The 14,903-nt window shown below is 64.1% G+C and carries 16 protein-coding genes and 1 riboswitch; of the genes, 7 read left to right on the top strand and 9 right to left on the bottom strand.

The genetic code is table 11. The annotated features are described in order from the left end of the window. Positions 1 to 36: 36 nt before the first annotated feature. From DB032_RS22140 to waaC, 3 genes are all read right to left on the bottom strand, one after another. Positions 37 to 639, bottom strand: coding sequence for a CBS domain-containing protein (locus tag DB032_RS22140; protein ID WP_107801360.1), 603 nt, complete (start codon positions 637 to 639; stop codon positions 37 to 39). 257 nt (positions 640 to 896) lie between these two features. After that, on the bottom strand, positions 897 to 2,171 hold the full coding sequence (gene waaA / locus DB032_RS22135) for a lipid IV(A) 3-deoxy-D-manno-octulosonic acid transferase (RefSeq protein WP_107801359.1): 1,275 nt from the start codon (positions 2,169 to 2,171) through the stop codon (positions 897 to 899). Beyond that, entirely contained in the window at positions 2,168 to 3,130 is a 963-nt protein-coding gene (waaC, locus tag DB032_RS22130) for a lipopolysaccharide heptosyltransferase I (RefSeq protein ID WP_319792912.1), read from the bottom strand. The genes waaA and waaC overlap by 4 nt, the downstream gene beginning before the upstream one ends. Before the next feature lie 508 nt (positions 3,131 to 3,638). Between waaC and DB032_RS22125 the strand changes: the two genes are divergently transcribed. The 4 genes from DB032_RS22125 (at position 3,639) to DB032_RS22110 (ending at position 6,435) form a co-directional block, all read left to right on the top strand. Beyond that, positions 3,639 to 4,394, top strand: a complete 756-nt coding sequence (locus tag DB032_RS22125; protein ID WP_107801358.1) for a glycosyltransferase family 2 protein — start codon at positions 3,639 to 3,641, stop codon at positions 4,392 to 4,394. A gap of 66 nt (positions 4,395 to 4,460) precedes the next feature. After that, entirely contained in the window at positions 4,461 to 4,901 is a 441-nt protein-coding gene (locus DB032_RS22120) for a GNAT family N-acetyltransferase (protein ID WP_107801357.1), read from the top strand. A gap of 38 nt (positions 4,902 to 4,939) precedes the next feature. Further along, the gene (locus DB032_RS22115; protein ID WP_158274395.1) at positions 4,940 to 5,932 is read left to right on the top strand and encodes a S66 peptidase family protein; all 993 of its coding nucleotides are present in this window, start codon (positions 4,940 to 4,942) and stop codon (positions 5,930 to 5,932) included. Then, on the top strand, positions 5,929 to 6,435 hold the full coding sequence (locus tag DB032_RS22110) for a GNAT family N-acetyltransferase (RefSeq protein WP_107802081.1): 507 nt from the start codon (positions 5,929 to 5,931) through the stop codon (positions 6,433 to 6,435). Before DB032_RS22115 ends, DB032_RS22110 begins: the two co-directional genes overlap by 4 nt. Positions 6,436 to 6,579: 144 nt before the next feature. On the opposite strand, the gene DB032_RS22105 is transcribed toward DB032_RS22110, so the two are convergent. The 4 genes from DB032_RS22105 to DB032_RS22090 form a co-directional block, all read right to left on the bottom strand. After that, the gene (locus DB032_RS22105) at positions 6,580 to 7,899 is read right to left on the bottom strand and encodes a hemolysin family protein (RefSeq protein ID WP_107801355.1); all 1,320 of its coding nucleotides are present in this window, start codon (positions 7,897 to 7,899) and stop codon (positions 6,580 to 6,582) included. A gap of 142 nt (positions 7,900 to 8,041) precedes the next feature. Beyond that, positions 8,042 to 8,764, bottom strand: a complete 723-nt coding sequence (locus DB032_RS22100) for a uracil-DNA glycosylase (protein WP_107801354.1) — start codon at positions 8,762 to 8,764, stop codon at positions 8,042 to 8,044. Between the two features lie 116 nt (positions 8,765 to 8,880). Then, positions 8,881 to 9,204: a rhodanese-like domain-containing protein gene (locus DB032_RS22095; RefSeq protein ID WP_107801353.1), complete on the bottom strand. Its 324-nt coding sequence runs from the start codon at positions 9,202 to 9,204 to the stop codon at positions 8,881 to 8,883. Continuing rightward, the gene (locus DB032_RS22090; protein WP_107801352.1) at positions 9,204 to 9,863 is read right to left on the bottom strand and encodes a protein-L-isoaspartate O-methyltransferase; all 660 of its coding nucleotides are present in this window, start codon (positions 9,861 to 9,863) and stop codon (positions 9,204 to 9,206) included. The genes DB032_RS22095 and DB032_RS22090 overlap by 1 nt, the downstream gene beginning before the upstream one ends. A 93-nt stretch (positions 9,864 to 9,956) precedes the next feature. Further along, positions 9,957 to 10,107: riboswitch (TPP riboswitch) on the top strand. Between the two features lie 118 nt (positions 10,108 to 10,225). Here DB032_RS22090 and thiC point away from each other — a divergent pair. After that, positions 10,226 to 12,106, top strand: coding sequence for a phosphomethylpyrimidine synthase ThiC (thiC, locus tag DB032_RS22085; protein ID WP_233246806.1), 1,881 nt, complete (start codon positions 10,226 to 10,228; stop codon positions 12,104 to 12,106). A 115-nt stretch (positions 12,107 to 12,221) separates the two neighbouring features. Beyond that, positions 12,222 to 12,455 carry a DUF2789 domain-containing protein gene (locus tag DB032_RS22080; protein WP_107801350.1) on the top strand — a complete coding sequence of 78 codons (234 nt, stop codon included), beginning with the start codon at positions 12,222 to 12,224 and terminating at the stop codon, positions 12,453 to 12,455. On the opposite strand, the gene DB032_RS22075 is transcribed toward DB032_RS22080, so the two are convergent. Then, on the bottom strand, positions 12,452 to 13,363 hold the full coding sequence (locus DB032_RS22075) for a 5'-methylthioadenosine/S-adenosylhomocysteine nucleosidase (RefSeq protein ID WP_107801349.1): 912 nt from the start codon (positions 13,361 to 13,363) through the stop codon (positions 12,452 to 12,454). The two genes, DB032_RS22080 and DB032_RS22075, sit on opposite strands and share 4 nt — an antisense overlap. Before the next feature lie 172 nt (positions 13,364 to 13,535). On the opposite strand from DB032_RS22075, the gene DB032_RS22070 reads away from it, so the two are divergent. Then, complete coding sequence (locus tag DB032_RS22070) at positions 13,536 to 14,300, top strand: SDR family oxidoreductase (RefSeq protein ID WP_107801348.1); 765 nt, start codon at positions 13,536 to 13,538, stop codon at positions 14,298 to 14,300. Here DB032_RS22070 and DB032_RS22065 read toward each other — a convergent pair whose 3' ends face one another. Next, positions 14,301 to 14,870: a PTS sugar transporter subunit IIA gene (locus tag DB032_RS22065; RefSeq protein WP_107801347.1), complete on the bottom strand. Its 570-nt coding sequence runs from the start codon at positions 14,868 to 14,870 to the stop codon at positions 14,301 to 14,303. It abuts the gene before it with no gap. Positions 14,871 to 14,903 lie beyond the last annotated feature (33 nt).

Below are 14,903 nucleotides of genomic sequence, written 5' to 3'. Positions count from 1 at the left end.
GCGACCCGATTCTTGCCCACTTGCGCGCCGCGCCCCTCATATCGCGTGCAGCAAGGAATATTGAATTTCCGACAGGGCCTGCGGCACGCGGATGAAGGAAAGCGGCATACCCAGCAGCCTGGCCATGTGGGAGGTGGAGAACAGGCCGCACAATTCGTGATGGCCGCTGCCGGGGTTGAACTCCGCCACCAGCGCGTGCTGGCGTCCCATCTGCTTCATCGTCGCCACCATATGGCCCACGCTGGCGTGTTCGATATCGCCCAGGTTCAAGGCTTCCAGCTGCTTGCGCGGCGTCATCACATCGCCCACGCCGATGTCCGCATAGTGCTTGCCGTGTTCCTTCATGCACTGGATGGGCCGCTCGCCCAGCAGATCGGTGGCGGTGATCAGGCCGGCGAACTGTCCGTCGCCATCGTGGACGAACAGCAGCCGGATGCCGTGGCTGATCATTCGGTCGTGCGCTTCGCGCAAGCTGGCGTTCTGATGAATGCCCACCGGATTGATCAGCCGCAAATCGGTCATCACGTCCAAGGCCGGGCTGTTCAGGGTGATAGGCGGGTGCGGGCGCTGATCCAGGCGCACCAGGTCGGTGGTGGACGGCAGGCTCATCGTGGGCAACACGCTGTAGTTGGCTAACATGGTAGCTCCTTGTCTTCTTAGACAGCGGAGTCGATGCGGCGGCGCTTTGCGCCCGTCATATTCGATCTGTCCGCTCGGAAGTTCTCCGACGGCGTGGACCGGCCTGGGGCATGACTGGATTTTGCACGTCCTTCCCGGGCCGGCGGCCTCGGGAGAACCGCGTCGGCGACGCGGCTCTTGTTTGAAGAGTAGAAGAAGGCGCGGCGCAGATCAGCCGGCGAATGATTAATTTTTTCGCAAACGCGGCCGCGGGTCCGTCATTCGTCCCGTTCGGCCCTCAGCTTGCGGCGAAACAGGGCGCTCATGCGCTGGCTGGCGCCGCGATGGGCGCCGCTGAAGGCCAGCGCCGACTCGCGCATCGCCTGACGGCGGCGCTCATCGCCCAGCAGTTCCACGACGGTGCCGATCAAGTCCGCCGCATTGGCCACCTGGCGCGCCGCGCCGGCGGCCAGCGCCAGCGCCGCCGCCTGCTTGAAATTGAAGATGGACGGACCGAACAGCACCGGCACGCCCACGCTGGCCGGTTCGATCAGATTATGACAGCCCAAGGGCAGCAGGCTGCCGCCGACGAAGGCCAGGTCGCCGCAGGCGAAATAGGCGAAGGCCTCGCCCATGCTGTCGCCCAGCCAAACCTGGGTGGCGGCGTCCACCGGCGCGCCGTCGCTGCGGCGCTGCACTTTCATGCCGCGGCTCTCGGCCAGCGCGGCCGCTTCGCCGAACCGTTCCGGATGACGCGGCACCAACACCAGCAGCGCGTCGCCCAACGCTTGGGCCGCGGCCCGCCAGGCATCCAGAATCAAAGCCTCTTCGCCGTCGCGGGTGCTGGCGCAGACCAGGACCCGGCGTCGGCCTATCCTGGACTTGAATGCTTCCGCCAGCGCCAGCTGCGCCGGCGGCGGCTGAATATCGTACTTGGTGTTGCCGCAGATTTCGATGGATTTAGCGCCCAATTGACGCAAACGTTCGCCATCTTCCGGCGTTTGCGCGGCAACGGCCCTCAAAGCCGCCACCGCGGGCGAAATCAGACCGCTGATTTTCAGATAGCCGTTCAGCGATTTTTCAGACAAGCGCGCATTGGCCAGGAACAAGGGCACCTGCTGCTCGGCCGCGGCGTGAATCAGATTGGGCCACAGCTCGGTTTCCATCAACACGCCCAGGCGCGGCCGGTAGGCGGCGAGAAAAGCTTGCGCGGCTTGCGGATAATCGTAAGGCAGATAACGCACTTCTGCGTCGGGATACAGCTGCAAGGCGGTGGCCCGCCCGGTGGGCGTCATCTGCGTCATCAGCAGCGGCGCGTCCGGCCAGGCTTCGCGCAGCGCCGCCACCAAGGGCTGAGCGGCGCGGGTTTCACCCACCGACACCGCGTGGATCCAGATCGCGCCCTCTGCGCGCGGCTGCAATTGACTGCCGAAACGCTCGTCCCAGTGCTCCAGATAAGCCGGCGCCTTGCGCGCCCGCTTCTTCAGATAGTGCCGCACCAGCGGCGTGGCCAGCAGCCAGGCCCAGGAATACAGTCTGCGTTGCCAGTTCATGTCCAGTCCTTGCGCGCGAACAAGGCTTGCAGCGCCTCATCCACCGACGGGCACAGCCCTATGCCGCCCAAATTGGTGGCCCACGGCGTTTCCACCACGCCGGTGGCGGCCGGATCGGTATCGGTGTAAATCGCCGCCAAGGGCACGTTCAAGGCATTGGCCAGATGAGTCAGCCCAGTGTCCACGCCCACCACCGCGTTGGCGTGGCCCAGCAGGCCGGCAGCCTCGATCAGGCCCATCTTGGGTGCCACCACCGCGGCCGGCATCCGCGCGGCCAGCCTTTCGGCGCGCTCGCGTTCGCGTTCATTGCCCCAGGGCAGCACCATCACCAGATCATGCTGCATGGACAGGCGTTTGCCCAGTTCCACCCAATGGCCTTCCGGCCACTCCTTGGACGCCTTGCTGGTGGCGTGCAGCAATACCGCGTAGCGGCCGGACAGCACCCAGGCGGGCCGTTCGCCGGCCGGCACCCCGAAACGGGGCTCGCCCTGCGGCTGATAACCGAACACCCGCGCGAACAAGAGCCGGTTGCGTTCTATCGCCGACAAGCTCCAGTCCACCTTGTGGCGCTTATCGTAAAAACAGCTGGCCAGAGACTCGCGCGCGCTGCCCCAGTCGTAACCGGTCAGCGGCGCCTTGGCCCAGCGGGCCGGCAAGGCGCTTTTCAACAGGCCCTGGCTGTCCACCACCAATTCCCAGGGCGTGTCGCGCAGTTCTTTACGCAAAGCCCGGATCTCGCGCCAGGTGGAGGGCAGCCACCAGCGTTTGCGCCAGCGCCGCCCATTCAAGGCGATCACCCTGTCCACCGCCGGATGCAAACGGGCAATGTCGGCGAAAGCCTCTTCGGCCAGCCAACTGATGCGGAAATTCGGGTAATGCGCTTTCAACTCGGAAATGGCGGGCCAGGTGTGGATAAGGTCGCCCATCGACGAGGTGCGCACAATCAGCACATTCATCATGGCGCGCATTGTACCCGAGCATGGCTGTGGTTAACCAAGTAAAATCCCTGCAGTTCAATTGTGGATAAAGCGCTGTGGACAACTGAGCGCGAATTTATCCACAATTTGCAATGCCGCAGCGCACCTAAACTATCCAAAGCCCATCAACAGGACAAGTAACTGAACCCTTTGAAGTTTTTGTCGCTTATCCACAGCAATGGCCGACTATATCAGTTTCATCAATATAAAATTGCGTTAAAGAGTTATTGGTGGCTGTAGCAGCTAGGCAGGCAAATTCACGCCATGCACAAGCAGGTGGGAACAAAGGGGATCGGAGCTGTGGACAAGCAGGGACTTCACCGTTCTCTCAGATTTATCCACAAGTCTTCCGTCTGCAAAACGCAGAGTGAACAACAAGATTTCAGCTTGTCCAACATGATGAAAACAATGGAAAAAATAGGGTTATCCACAGAAACGGGACGCCTTCTACCAGTTTCTTCAAATTACATATGGGAAAACATATAACAAGATGCGTGCGCGAATTAGCGTGGTGCTAATCACCAAGAATGCGGAAACCTCGCTGGAAAAATGCCTGGACAGCGTGGGCTTCGCCGATGAAATCGTGCTTGTGGATTCAGGCAGCACCGACAGGACATTGGCGATAGCTTCCGCCTATAAGGCAAAAGTTATCCACCAAGACTGGCTGGGATTCGGTCCTCAGAAACAATTGGCGGTAAGGGCGGCCAGCCACGACTGGGTGCTGTGCCTGGATGCCGACGAGTGGTTGTCGGAAAATTTAGTCAATGAAATCAAAGAACTGCTAGACAATCCACAGGCCATGGCCTTCCAGTTCCCGCGTTGCAACCGTTTCATGGGTCGTTTTCTGAAACACGGAGAAGGCTATCCGGACTGGTCTTTGCGCTTGTTCCATCGCGCTCACGCGCGTTGGTCCGACGATCTGGTTCACGAGTATGTGATCGCCGACGGCCCTGTGCATAAGCTGCGTCACGAGCTGATGCACGAATCCGGCGAAGACATCGCGCTGTATCTGAGCAAGCAGAACCGCTATACCAGCTTGCAGGCGGAACAACTGTTGCAAAGGGGAAAACGTGTGGGTATCGGCAAACTTATCCTCAGCCCGCTGCTGCGCTTCGTGAAGTTCTATTTTTTTCGCCGCGGTTTTCTCGACGGCGTCCCCGGTTTGGTCCACATCAGCATCGGTTGCTTCAACAGCTATATCAAATACGCCAAATTGATCGAACTGCGACGGCTGAAGAACAAATAACCGGCTTGCCGGCTATCCCTCCTTATGCTGACAATGTCATTTCCTTGAGCAACTAGGCGAAGACAGATGGTGGAGATCAGGACAATGCGGGCGGCGGACGCCGCCGCCGCGGCGCGGCTATGCCTGGATCTGGGCTATGAAGCGACGGAAGCGGACATCAGCGAGCGTTTCGCCAGGTTGACGACACTGCCGGACAACCAGGTTTGGGTGGCGTTATGGGAAGGCGCCGTGGTTGGTTGGATCCATGGGCATGGTGTTCACCTGTTGGAAGCCTCCCCGGCAATGGAAATTGGTGGGCTGGTCGTATCGCCATCCCACCAAGGACGAGGTCTGGGCAAGCAGTTGTTACGTGCTTGCGAAGACTGGGCACGACGGTTGGGCTATCCACGAATGCGACTTCGTTCCGGCGTGCATCGGGACGCTGCTCACGCTTTCTATCGTCATCTTGGTTATGTACAACAAAAAACCAGCCACGGCTTCGTCTTGGATCTGACTGACGGGCAATGATCGACTGCCTTGATGTTTATCCACAGGAGCAATCGCCGATGACGGCTTTTCCCGCGCCCTTGAAGCCAGGCGACCGCATCGCCGTCACCGCTTTTTCCTCCGGCGTGCCTCCGGTCTTGCACGGACAACTGGATCGCGCGCTGCAATGTCTGCGCGATCAGGGCTGGCAAGTGGTGGAGGGGGCTTGCCTGCGCGGCGAATCCCAGGACGCCAGCGCGCCGGCCGCCCAACGTCTGGCGGAGCTCAACCATTTTCTTTTCGATCCGGAGATTCGCGCCATCCTGCCGCCCTGGGGCGGCGAAAGGGCGATGGAATTGCTGGCCGGCATCGATTTCGCCGCCTTGGCGCGTTTGCCGCCCAAATGGCTGGCCGGGTTTTCCGATATTTCCACCGTGCTGACGCCGCTGACCCTGTTGGCGGGGTGGGCGACCTTGCACGGGCCGAACCTCTTCGATCTGGGCAATCCGCAGCGGATGGAAGAGAATTCGGCGCTGCTGCACGTCTTGCGCCACGGTTTGCCGCCTCAGCAAGGCCATTACAAGGCGTTTTGGCGCTGGGACGCTCCGGGAGAGTCTTATTCGTCCACGCTGCGCGTGTTGGGCGCGCAAAGGGCCCGCATGGCCGGCCGGCTGATAGGCGGCTGCCTGGATACGCTGAGCCGGCTGCAGGGCAGCCCTTATTTCGATTTGCGCGCGTTCAAACGGGAACCCGCGCTGCTTTACCTGGAAAACTGCGAGCTGAGGCCTTGCGAGTTGCTGCGCGCGCTGCTGGGCCTGCGCCTGTCCGGCGCGCTGGACGGCTTGAGCGGGCTGGTGTTGGGCCGCAGCAGCGGACCGGACGCCGCGGACGCGAACGCCTTGAGCTACAGCCAGGCCGTGGAAACGGCTTTGGACGGACTGCCGTATCCGGTGGCGGTGGACGCCGATATCGGCCATGTGCCGCCGCAATGGACATTGATGAACGGCGCCTGGGCCGAACTGGAAGTAGACGCGGGCCAGGCTACGCTGCGTTTTGCGAAAGGATGCGCATGAGTTGGCAATATCGTTTGGCCGGGGCGGGGGATGTGGACGCGTTGCGGACGCTGATCACGGAGCACGGACCCAATCCGTGGAACTGGCTGCCGGCGGACGGGGTGGAGCGGAGTTTGCGCCAGGTGGCTGCCGGCGAAGCCTGGGCGGCCTTGTTCGAGCGAGACGGCCTGCTGGGGGCCGCCATCCTGTATCGGCTGCACGATGCTTTTCCCCAACACCGGCCGGCCGAGGTGGCGGCGGACGCCGCCGGCTACATCATGGAGGCGGTGGTGCGGCGCGATCAGGCCGGGCAGGGCCTGGGCAGCTTGTTGTTGCGACAGGCTTGCGAGGATCTGGCCGCGCGCGGCGCGCGCTGGGTGACGGCGGACCGCCACGAGGAAAACGCCGCGTCCGGCGGCATGATGCGCAAGGCGGGTTTCGTTGAACTGGCCAGCTTCGACGATTGGGAACGCCGCGCCGGCGGCAGCCGTCGCAGCACGGTGTGCGGGCGCTTGCTGGGCTGAACGCTTGGTCTGCGGCGCTGCGGCGGGACTTTAAGCAGGAGGCGTTGAAAACCGCTTAAGAATGCTCGCCTACCCCCTGTGCATTCCGCTGTCTCAGCGCTTTTCGTCTTGTCTCGCTCTGGCTCGCGAGATCGTAAACAGGTTCTAAATGCCATCGTCGGCCGGCAGCGCCGCCGGTGGCGTCGGCAGTCGGGTGAGCAGAATCTTGTCTACCCGGGTCTTGTCCATGTCCACCACTTCGAAGCCGAAGCCGTTCCAGTCGAAACGGTCGGTGACGCTGGGCACCCGGCCCAGCTGGAACATCACCATGCCGCCCAGGGTGTGGATATTGCCGCCGGCTTCGCCCGGCAGCGCCTCGTCTATGTCGAAAAACTCCTTGAAGCGGTCCAGCGACAGCATGCCGTCTATCAGCCAGCTGCCGTCCTCGCGCTGGGCGATGTCGTCGTTTTCGGCGCTGATGGCGGGCATGTCGCCGACGATGGCTTCCAGCACGTCGTTCATCGTCACCAGGCCTTCCAGCTCGCCGTACTCGTCCACCACCAGCGCCATGTGATGGCGGGTCTGCTTGAACTGCTCCAGCAGCTGCATCAAGGTGATCTTGGCGGGCACGTAGAGCGGCTGGGACAGTTCGGCGGCGACGTCGGCTTGTTGGCCGGCCAGCATGCGGTCCAGCACGCGTTTGGCGTGCAGCACGCCGACGATCTGCTCGATGCTGCCGCGGCAGACCGGGAAATGATTGAAATGGTGGTTTTGCAGCAGGCGGTGGTTCAGTTCGGGCGCGTCGTCCAGATCCAGCGCCACGATGTCCTTGCGCGGCGTCATCGCCGCGGCCACCTTGCGGTTGTCCAGCCGGAAGATATTGGTCACCAGCTCCTGTTCGGCGCGGTCGAACACCCCCTCGTCCGCGCCTTGTTCCATCAGCACCCGGATTTCCTCCTCGGTGATGGACGGATCGCTGCTCTTCTTGGCGCCCAAGAGCCGCAACAGGCCGTCGGTGCAGCGGCTCAGGGCCTGGACCAGCGGCGCGCTGAGCCGCGACAGCAGCAGCATAGGCCGCGCCAGCGCGGTGGCCACCGCCTCAGGGTTGAGCAACGCCAGCCGCTTGGGCACCAGCTCGCCGAAGATCAGCGACAGCAAGGTGATGATGAACACCATCAGCGCCACCGACAGCGGCTTGCTGTAGGGCTCCAGCAAGGGATAGTCCTGCATCGCCCGGCGCAGTTGTTCTGACAGCGCGGCCTCGCCGTAAACGCCGGACAGGATGCTGATCGAGGTGATGCCTATCTGCACCGTGGACAGGAAGCGGCTGGGGTCGTTGGCCAGTTTCAGCGCGGCTTGCGCGCCGCGTTGGCCGTCGTCCGCGCGTTGCAGCAGGCGGACCTTGCGGGAAGAGACGATGGCGATTTCCGCCATGGCGAACAGGCCATTGAGCAGAATCAGGAACAGCAGAACGAGAATTTCCACGGCGAGGACTGGGGCTGAGGAGAGGGAGCCCTAGCTTAGGCCATGACGGCGCGCTGGAAAAGAGTCTAAGAGCCAGTTCAAAGTCTGGCGAGCAAGAGCGAGACAAGAAGGGCGGGCAGGGGAGGCCTGCCCGCCATCCTGCTCAGAACAGGCTGTTCTGCGGCGCCGGCGCGCCCCACTGGACGGCGCCGCGGCCGCGCGACAGCAGCCAGGCGTTGACCTGTGAAAAATGGCGGCAGCCGTGGAAGCCGCGGCTGGCGGACAGCGGCGAGGGATGGGCGGCGTCCAGCACCAGGTGGCGGCTGGCGTCGATGCGTTCGGCCTTGGTCTTGGCCCAATTGCCCCACAGCAGAAACACGCAGCCGGCGCTTTGCGCGTTGACGGCGTCGATCAGCGCGTCGCTGACCATTTGCCAGCCCAGCTTGGCGTGGCTGCCGGCCTTGTCCCGCTCCACGGTGAACACGCTGTTGAGCAGCAGCACGCCTTGTTGCGCCCAGTGGGTCAGGTCGCCGCTATTGGGCACGCCGCAGCCCAGATCCGCGGCCAGCTCCTTGTACAGATTGCGCAGGCTGGGCGGCACCCGCACGCCGGGCGGCACGGAAAACGACAAGCCCATCGCCTCGCCGTCGCCGTGGTAGGGGTCTTGCCCCAGGATCACCACGCGCACATCGGCCGGCGCGGTGAAGGTCAGCGCGTTGAAAGTCAGCGGCGCGGGGGGAAAGAGGATTTTGCCCTGCGCTTGCTGAGTTTGCAGTTCCCGGTCTATGCCGGCCAATTGCTGTTGAATGGCCGGCGTTGACAGCACTTTCTCCCAGTCGGGATGAACGCGGGCCAGGGCGGGAGACAGGTAAGACAATGCTTGCATGGAAAATTACGGCTCTTGCTATCGTGTGGGGGATTGGAATCCGGCAGACCGGTTTCGTTCCATGAAAAAGCCGTTCCCACGGGAACGGCTGGCGGCGACGGCGCGCGGCGGCTAAGTCAGTAGCGCGCCATTTGCGGGTCCACTTCCGCGGCCCAGGCTTCCACGCCGCCGGCCAGGCTCAGCACCTGTTCGAAGCCGGCGTCCAGCAGGAAACGCGCCACGTGCGCGCTGCGCACGCCGTGGTGGCAGATCACCACGATGGGCGCGTCCGGCAGCTCGCTCATGCGCAGCGGAATCAGATTCATCGGGATGTGCCGCGAGCCGGGAATCATGCACAGCTGCACTTCCCACGTTTCGCGCACGTCCAGCAGCACCGGCGGTTCCGCGGTGGTGTCGGCCAGCGCCGCCGCCAGATCGCGGGCGCGGATTTCCTGAACCATCAAAACGCGAAGCGTTCCGGCTCTACCGCTTCCGCCTTGGCCAGGCGGGCGATACAGGTTTCGAACAGGCCGGTTTCGCTGAAGCTGGCTTCGGTTTCGCGCTTGATCAGTTTGCAGGTCATCACCGGCAGATCGCCCGCCACCATGATCAGACGGCCGCCCACGGCCAACTGGTCTTTCAGTTCCTGCGGCACCACCGGCAGCGAGCCGCCGACCACGATCACGTCGAAGGGCGCTTGTTGCGGCAGGCCCAGCACGCCGTCGCCTTCCACCAGGGTCACGTTGGCGATGCCGGCCTGTTTCAGGTTGGCGGCCGCGGCTTCGCGCTGGGCGGGGTCGATTTCCACGCTGTAGACATGCTGGCCCTGCTTGGCCAGCAGCGCGGTCAGGTAGCCGCTGCCGGTGCCGATTTCCAGGATCTTGTCCTTGGCTTGGATGGCGGCGTCCTGAACCAGGCGCGCTTCCATTTTGGGCTGCAGCATGAAGCTGCCGTTGGGCAGCGGCAGTTCGGTGTCGACAAAGGCCAGGCTGCGTTTGTCGGCGGCGACGAACTGCTCGCGTTTCACGTGAAACAGCAGGTCCAGCACGTTCGTGTCAAGTACGTCCCACGGACGAATCTGCTGCTCGACCATGTTGAAACGGGCATTCTCAAAATCCATCAGCTCACTCCGGAGGGGCTTGCCGCCGAGTGAAAAAAGCGGCGGCGTGTCATGACGATAACTTGCGATTATCCCACATTTGCCGTACCTTCACAGCATCGCTAGGGGTCCTGCGCGACGGTCGGCAAGATGATCCATATCCTTGAAAGGATAGGATAATCGTTAAAGATTGTTGCGCGGGTGAGAAACACCCTTGGAACCTGACCCGGATAATACCGGCGTAGGGAAGCGTCAGCTGCCTTCGGCCCGGCATTGTCTTGTCGGACCGGCCCGCAGCCCGCCCAAGCGGCGGTCCGCTCCTTGCGCCATTCATCGACCAGGAGAATCGCCCGATGAACGCGCCCGCAACACCCAATCAAGCCATGGTGGTGGACACCGCCGCCATCCAGCCCTTGCCCAATTCCCGCAAGATCCACGTCGCCGGCAGCCGGCCGGACATCCGCGTGCCCATGCGCGAGATCAGCCAAAGCGACACGCCCACCCAGTTTGGCGGCGAAGCCAACCCGCCCATCACCGTTTACGACACCAGCGGCCCGTATACCGACCCGGACGCCCGCATCGACATCCAGAGCGGCCTGCCGCCGCTGCGCGCCGGCTGGATCGCCGAGCGCGGCGACTGTGAGCAGCTGGCCGGCCTGTCCAGCGAATACGGCCGCGCCCGCGAGGCCGACCCCAAGCTGGCCGAGCTGCGTTTCAACCTGACGCGCCAGCCGCGGCGGGCGCTGCCGGGCCGCAATGTCAGCCAGATGCATTACGCGCGCCGCGGCGTCGTCACGCCGGAAATGGAGTTCGTCGCCATCCGCGAGAACCTGCGCCGCCGCGAATACCTGGACGCGCTGCGCGAAGCCGGCGGCAAGAACAGCCGGCTGGCGGAACTGATGACGCGCCAGCATCCCGGCCAGGCTTACGGCGCGGCGCTGCCGGAGGAGATCACGCCGGAATTCGTGCGCGCCGAGATCGCCGCCGGCCGCGCCATCCTGCCGGCCAACATCAATCACCCCGAATCCGAGCCCATGATTATTGGCCGCAATTTCCTGGTCAAAATCAACGGCAATATCGGCAATAGCGCGGTAACGTCTTCGATCAGCGAAGAAGTCGACAAGATGACTTGGGGCATACGCTGGGGCGCGGACACCATCATGGACTTGTCCACCGGCAAGAACATCCATGAAACCCGCGAATGGATCATCCGCAATTCGCCGGTGCCCATCGGCACCGTGCCCATTTACCAGGCGCTGGAAAAAGTGGGCGGCAAGGCCGAGGACCTGAACTGGGAAATCTTCCGCGATACGCTGATCGAACAGGCCGAGCAGGGCGTCGATTACTTCACCATCCACGCCGGCGTATTGCTGCGCTATGTGCCGATGACCGCCGGCCGCATGACCGGCATCGTGTCGCGCGGCGGCTCCATCATGGCCAAATGGTGTCTGGCCCATCACCGCGAAAACTTCCTCTACACCTATTTCGAGGACATCTGCGAAATCATGAAGGCCTACGACGTGGCCTTCAGCCTGGGCGACGGCCTGCGGCCGGGCAGCGTCTGGGACGCCAACGACGAGGCGCAGCTGTCGGAATTGAAGACGCTGGGCGAGCTGACCGCCATCGCCTGGAAACACGATGTGCAGGTGATGATAGAGGGCCCCGGCCACGTGCCCATGCAGCTGATCAAGGAGAATATGGACAAGGAGCTGGAGTGGTGCCACGAGGCGCCGTTCTACACCCTGGGGCCGCTGACCACCGACATCGCGCCCGGCTACGACCACATCACCTCGGCGATAGGCGCGGCGCAGATAGGCTGGTACGGCACCGCGATGCTGTGCTACGTCACCCAGAAGGAACACCTGGGCCTGCCGGACAAGAACGACGTCAAGGAAGGCATCATCACCTACAAGCTGGCCGCGCACGCGGCCGACCTGGCCAAGGGGCACCCCGGCGCGCAGATCCGCGACAACGCGCTGTCCAAGGCGCGTTTCGAGTTCCGCTGGGAAGACCAGTTCAACCTGGGCCTGGATCCGGACAAGGCGCGCGCCTTCCACGACGAGACCCTGCCCAAGGACAGCGCCAAGGTCGCGCATTTCTGCAGCATGTGCGGTCCGCATTTCTGCAGCATGAAGATCACCCAGGACGTGCGCGAATACGCGGCCAAGCAGGGCATCAGCGATCAGGACGCGCTGGCGCGGGGGATGGAGGTCAAGTCGGTGGAGTTTCTGAAGGGCGGCTCCAAGCTTTACGACAAGGTGTGAGCCCGGAGTCAGGAGAAAACGGCGGCCGCGGCCGCCTTTTTTCATGGCGCAAGGGCCGGCGGCGGCGGCGGCGATTCGGGTCTATCATCAGACATCCCCTCATAGGAGAAGCGTCATGGACACCAGCGAACATTCCCTGTCCGGGCTGTTCCGCCAGTTGGGCCTGGCGGACGAGCCCGCCGCCATCCGCGCCTTCATCGCCAGCCATCCCTTGCCGCGGAACGCGGTGCTGGCCGATGCGCCGTTCTGGACGCCGGCGCAGGCGGATTTTCTGCGTCAGGCCTTGGCCGAGGACGCGGACTGGAGCGAGGAGGTGGATGAGCTGGCGGTGTTGTTGCAGCTTGGCTAGGGTTTCAACGCGCGCAGCAGCCCCCGCACCGTATTGGCGGCATTGTCGGCGGCGATTTGCATGAAGGTGTCCATTTCATTGGCGTGTTCGCTGCCGCCGGCCAGATCGGACAGGCTGCGGAAGGCGATGAAGGGCACGCGGTTGGCGTGCGCCACCTGGGCCACCGCCGCGGTTTCCATATCCACCACCTGGGCCTGATAAGTCTTGGCCAGGTAATCGCGGTAGCCGGCGTTGTCCATGAAGATGGGGCCGGACAGGCCGTTGCCGCCGGCGACGATGCGCGGCGGCGCGGACAGGCAGCGCTGAGCGGCGTCGCAGCCGCGCAGGGTGTCCGCCGGCAAGTTCTTGGCCAGCCGCAGCAGTTCCGGGTCCACCTCGAACCAGAAGCGGGTTTCGCTGCCGCCGTCGGCGGTGGCCAGCTTGACGTCTCGCGGGTGGATCATGCCGTAGTGGGCGCGCGCGGCCGGGTCCGCGTACGGCGGCGGCGCGTAGCGGCCGGGCGCGGTTTCTCGCGCGTAGATGGCTTCGGCGTAATTGCCCCAGCGCCGCGGCACCGCCACGTCGCCGATGCGCAAGCGGTCGTCCACGCCGCCGGCGATGCCGCTGAACACGATGCGGCTCACATTGAAGCGGTCCAGCGCCAGCTGGGCGTTCATCGCCGCATTGCTCATGCTGACCCCGCTCATGAACAGCAGCACCGGCCGGCCTTCCAGTTGCGCGGTGGTGAAACGCACGCCGTTGACGCGGTATTCGCGTTTATCGACGGCCTGGTTCAGCAGCAGGGTTTCCTCCGGACCGAAAGCCGAAACCACGGCGGTGCGCGGCGCCGCGTCCAGAACGGGGGCGGCGTGGACGGCGGCGCTCAGCGCCAGCATCGCGCCAACTAACTGAACATTGAATGCTTTCATGACGAAAATCCGGATGGAAATGGAATCGCGCCATGATAAACGGTTTTCGCGTCGAAACCGCGCATCAAGTCAGCAAGAATCGGAATGCCAAACGGGTTGATCGGCCTGAAACTGAAGCTGTCGCCGCGCCGAAGACCGGCGCGGGCCTCATTCACTTTCAGGAGGAAACTCAATGGGCGCATTGATCAATAAAACCGCCATCGTCACCGGCGCCAGTTCCGGCATCGGCATGGCGGCGGCCAGGCTGTTTGCGAGCGAAGGCGCGCGCGTGGTGCTGGTGGCGCGGCGCGCGGCCAAGCTGGACCGGCTGGTGTCGGAAATCGTGGCAGGCGGTGGTCAGGCGGCGGCTCTGGCCGGCGATCTCACTTCGGAGGATTGCGCGCGGGAGGCGGTGGAGCTGGCGCTGGATAGATTCGGCGGCCTGGACGTCGCCTTCAACAACGCCGGCAGCCTGGGTGCGCTGGGCAGCCTGGACCAGGTGTCGCTGGATGGCTGGCGCGCGACGCTGGACAGCAATCTGAGCAGCGCCTTTCTGTGCGCCAAGCACCAACTGCCGGCCCTGTTGCGCGGCGGCGGCGGATCGATGATCTTCACCTCGTCCTTTGTCGGCCACGCCATCGGTTTCCCCGGCATGGCCGCTTACGCGGCCAGCAAGGCGGGACTGGTGGGGCTGGCGCGCTCGCTGGCGGCGGAATACGGCGCCCGGGGCCTGCGCGTCAACGCCTTGTTGCCGGGCGGCACCGACACCGAGATGGGCCGCGCCGCGGCGGCGACGCCGGAGCAGCGCGAGGCGGTGGCCGGCCTGCACGCGCTCAAGCGCATGGCCGCGCCGGAGGAGATCGCGCGGGCGGCCTTGTTCCTGGCGTCGGACGCGTCCAGCTTCGTCACCGGGACCACCTTGTTCGTCGACGGCGGCGTGTCCATCGGCAAGCTGTGATCAGAAGCGGGCCACCATCTTGCGCTTCACCGTGTAATCCGGCCGCAGGCTGGCTTCGCTGTCCATGAAGTAACGGTTGCTGTCCAGCAGGAAGTGCGGGTCGTTCAGTTCTTCCGGATCGGCCCAGTCGCACAGCAGGTGATAGAGCGCCTGCGCGCTGTGGCAGCGTTCCAGCGCCTGGCGGAACGGCCGTTCCGCGAACATGCGCGCGCAGCTGGCCAAAATATGCAGATGGGCCTCGCGGCTTTGCCGCGGCAGGAGCAGCACCAGCGCGGTATGCACCGCTTGTTGGTCCGGGGCGTCGAAGGCGATGGGGGTTTGCAGCCGCAGCAGCAGCGCGCGGGCTTCCGTCAGGCCCTCGATGCGGGCGTGCGGCAGCGCGAGGCCGTGGCCGAGCGCGGTGCTGCCGGCCTGTTCGCGCTCATGCAGCGCGGCGGCCAGCGTCGGGCGGTGCAGGGCGTGGCGCTGGGCCAGCTGGGAGGCGGCGTGTTCCAGCAGCGCGGCCTTGTCGGCCAGGGTTTGATTGAGCAGGATGTCTTGCGGGCCGCAGAGGTCGGGCAGGGTCAGCATGGCGGATTTCTCCTTTGGTTAGGGGTGCGACCT

It is taken from the genome of Chromobacterium sp. Panama (assembly GCF_003052555.1).
GTDB lineage: Bacteria > Pseudomonadota > Gammaproteobacteria > Burkholderiales > Chromobacteriaceae > Chromobacterium.
Note: the sequence above shows the minus strand (reverse complement) of the source record. Positions and strands in the feature narration are given on the sequence as shown.

Excerpts from the sequence above, each read along its gene's own strand:
- DB032_RS22110 (WP_107802081.1), top strand. The coding sequence starts at position 5,929 with ATGAGTTGGCAATATCGTTTGGCCGGGGCGGGGGATGTGGACGCGTTG.
- DB032_RS22100 (WP_107801354.1), bottom strand. The coding sequence starts at position 8,764 with ATGCAAGCATTGTCTTACCTGTCTCCCGCCCTGGCCCGCGTTCATCCC.
- DB032_RS22065 (WP_107801347.1), bottom strand. The coding sequence starts at position 14,870 with ATGCTGACCCTGCCCGACCTCTGCGGCCCGCAAGACATCCTGCTCAAT.
- thiC (WP_233246806.1), top strand. The coding sequence starts at position 10,226 with ATGGTGGTGGACACCGCCGCCATCCAGCCCTTGCCCAATTCCCGCAAG.
- DB032_RS22095 (WP_107801353.1), bottom strand. The coding sequence starts at position 9,204 with ATGGTTCAGGAAATCCGCGCCCGCGATCTGGCGGCGGCGCTGGCCGAC.
- DB032_RS22140 (WP_107801360.1), bottom strand. The coding sequence starts at position 639 with ATGTTAGCCAACTACAGCGTGTTGCCCACGATGAGCCTGCCGTCCACC.
- DB032_RS22075 (WP_107801349.1), bottom strand. The coding sequence starts at position 13,363 with ATGAAAGCATTCAATGTTCAGTTAGTTGGCGCGATGCTGGCGCTGAGC.
- DB032_RS22125 (WP_107801358.1), top strand. The coding sequence starts at position 3,639 with ATGCGTGCGCGAATTAGCGTGGTGCTAATCACCAAGAATGCGGAAACC.
- DB032_RS22080 (WP_107801350.1), top strand. The coding sequence starts at position 12,222 with ATGGACACCAGCGAACATTCCCTGTCCGGGCTGTTCCGCCAGTTGGGC.
- DB032_RS22070 (WP_107801348.1), top strand. The coding sequence starts at position 13,536 with ATGGGCGCATTGATCAATAAAACCGCCATCGTCACCGGCGCCAGTTCC.
- DB032_RS22090 (WP_107801352.1), bottom strand. The coding sequence starts at position 9,863 with ATGGATTTTGAGAATGCCCGTTTCAACATGGTCGAGCAGCAGATTCGT.
- waaC (WP_319792912.1), bottom strand. The coding sequence starts at position 3,130 with ATGATGAATGTGCTGATTGTGCGCACCTCGTCGATGGGCGACCTTATC.
- DB032_RS22120 (WP_107801357.1), top strand. The coding sequence starts at position 4,461 with ATGGTGGAGATCAGGACAATGCGGGCGGCGGACGCCGCCGCCGCGGCG.
- DB032_RS22115 (WP_158274395.1), top strand. The coding sequence starts at position 4,940 with ATGACGGCTTTTCCCGCGCCCTTGAAGCCAGGCGACCGCATCGCCGTC.
- waaA (WP_107801359.1), bottom strand. The coding sequence starts at position 2,171 with ATGAACTGGCAACGCAGACTGTATTCCTGGGCCTGGCTGCTGGCCACG.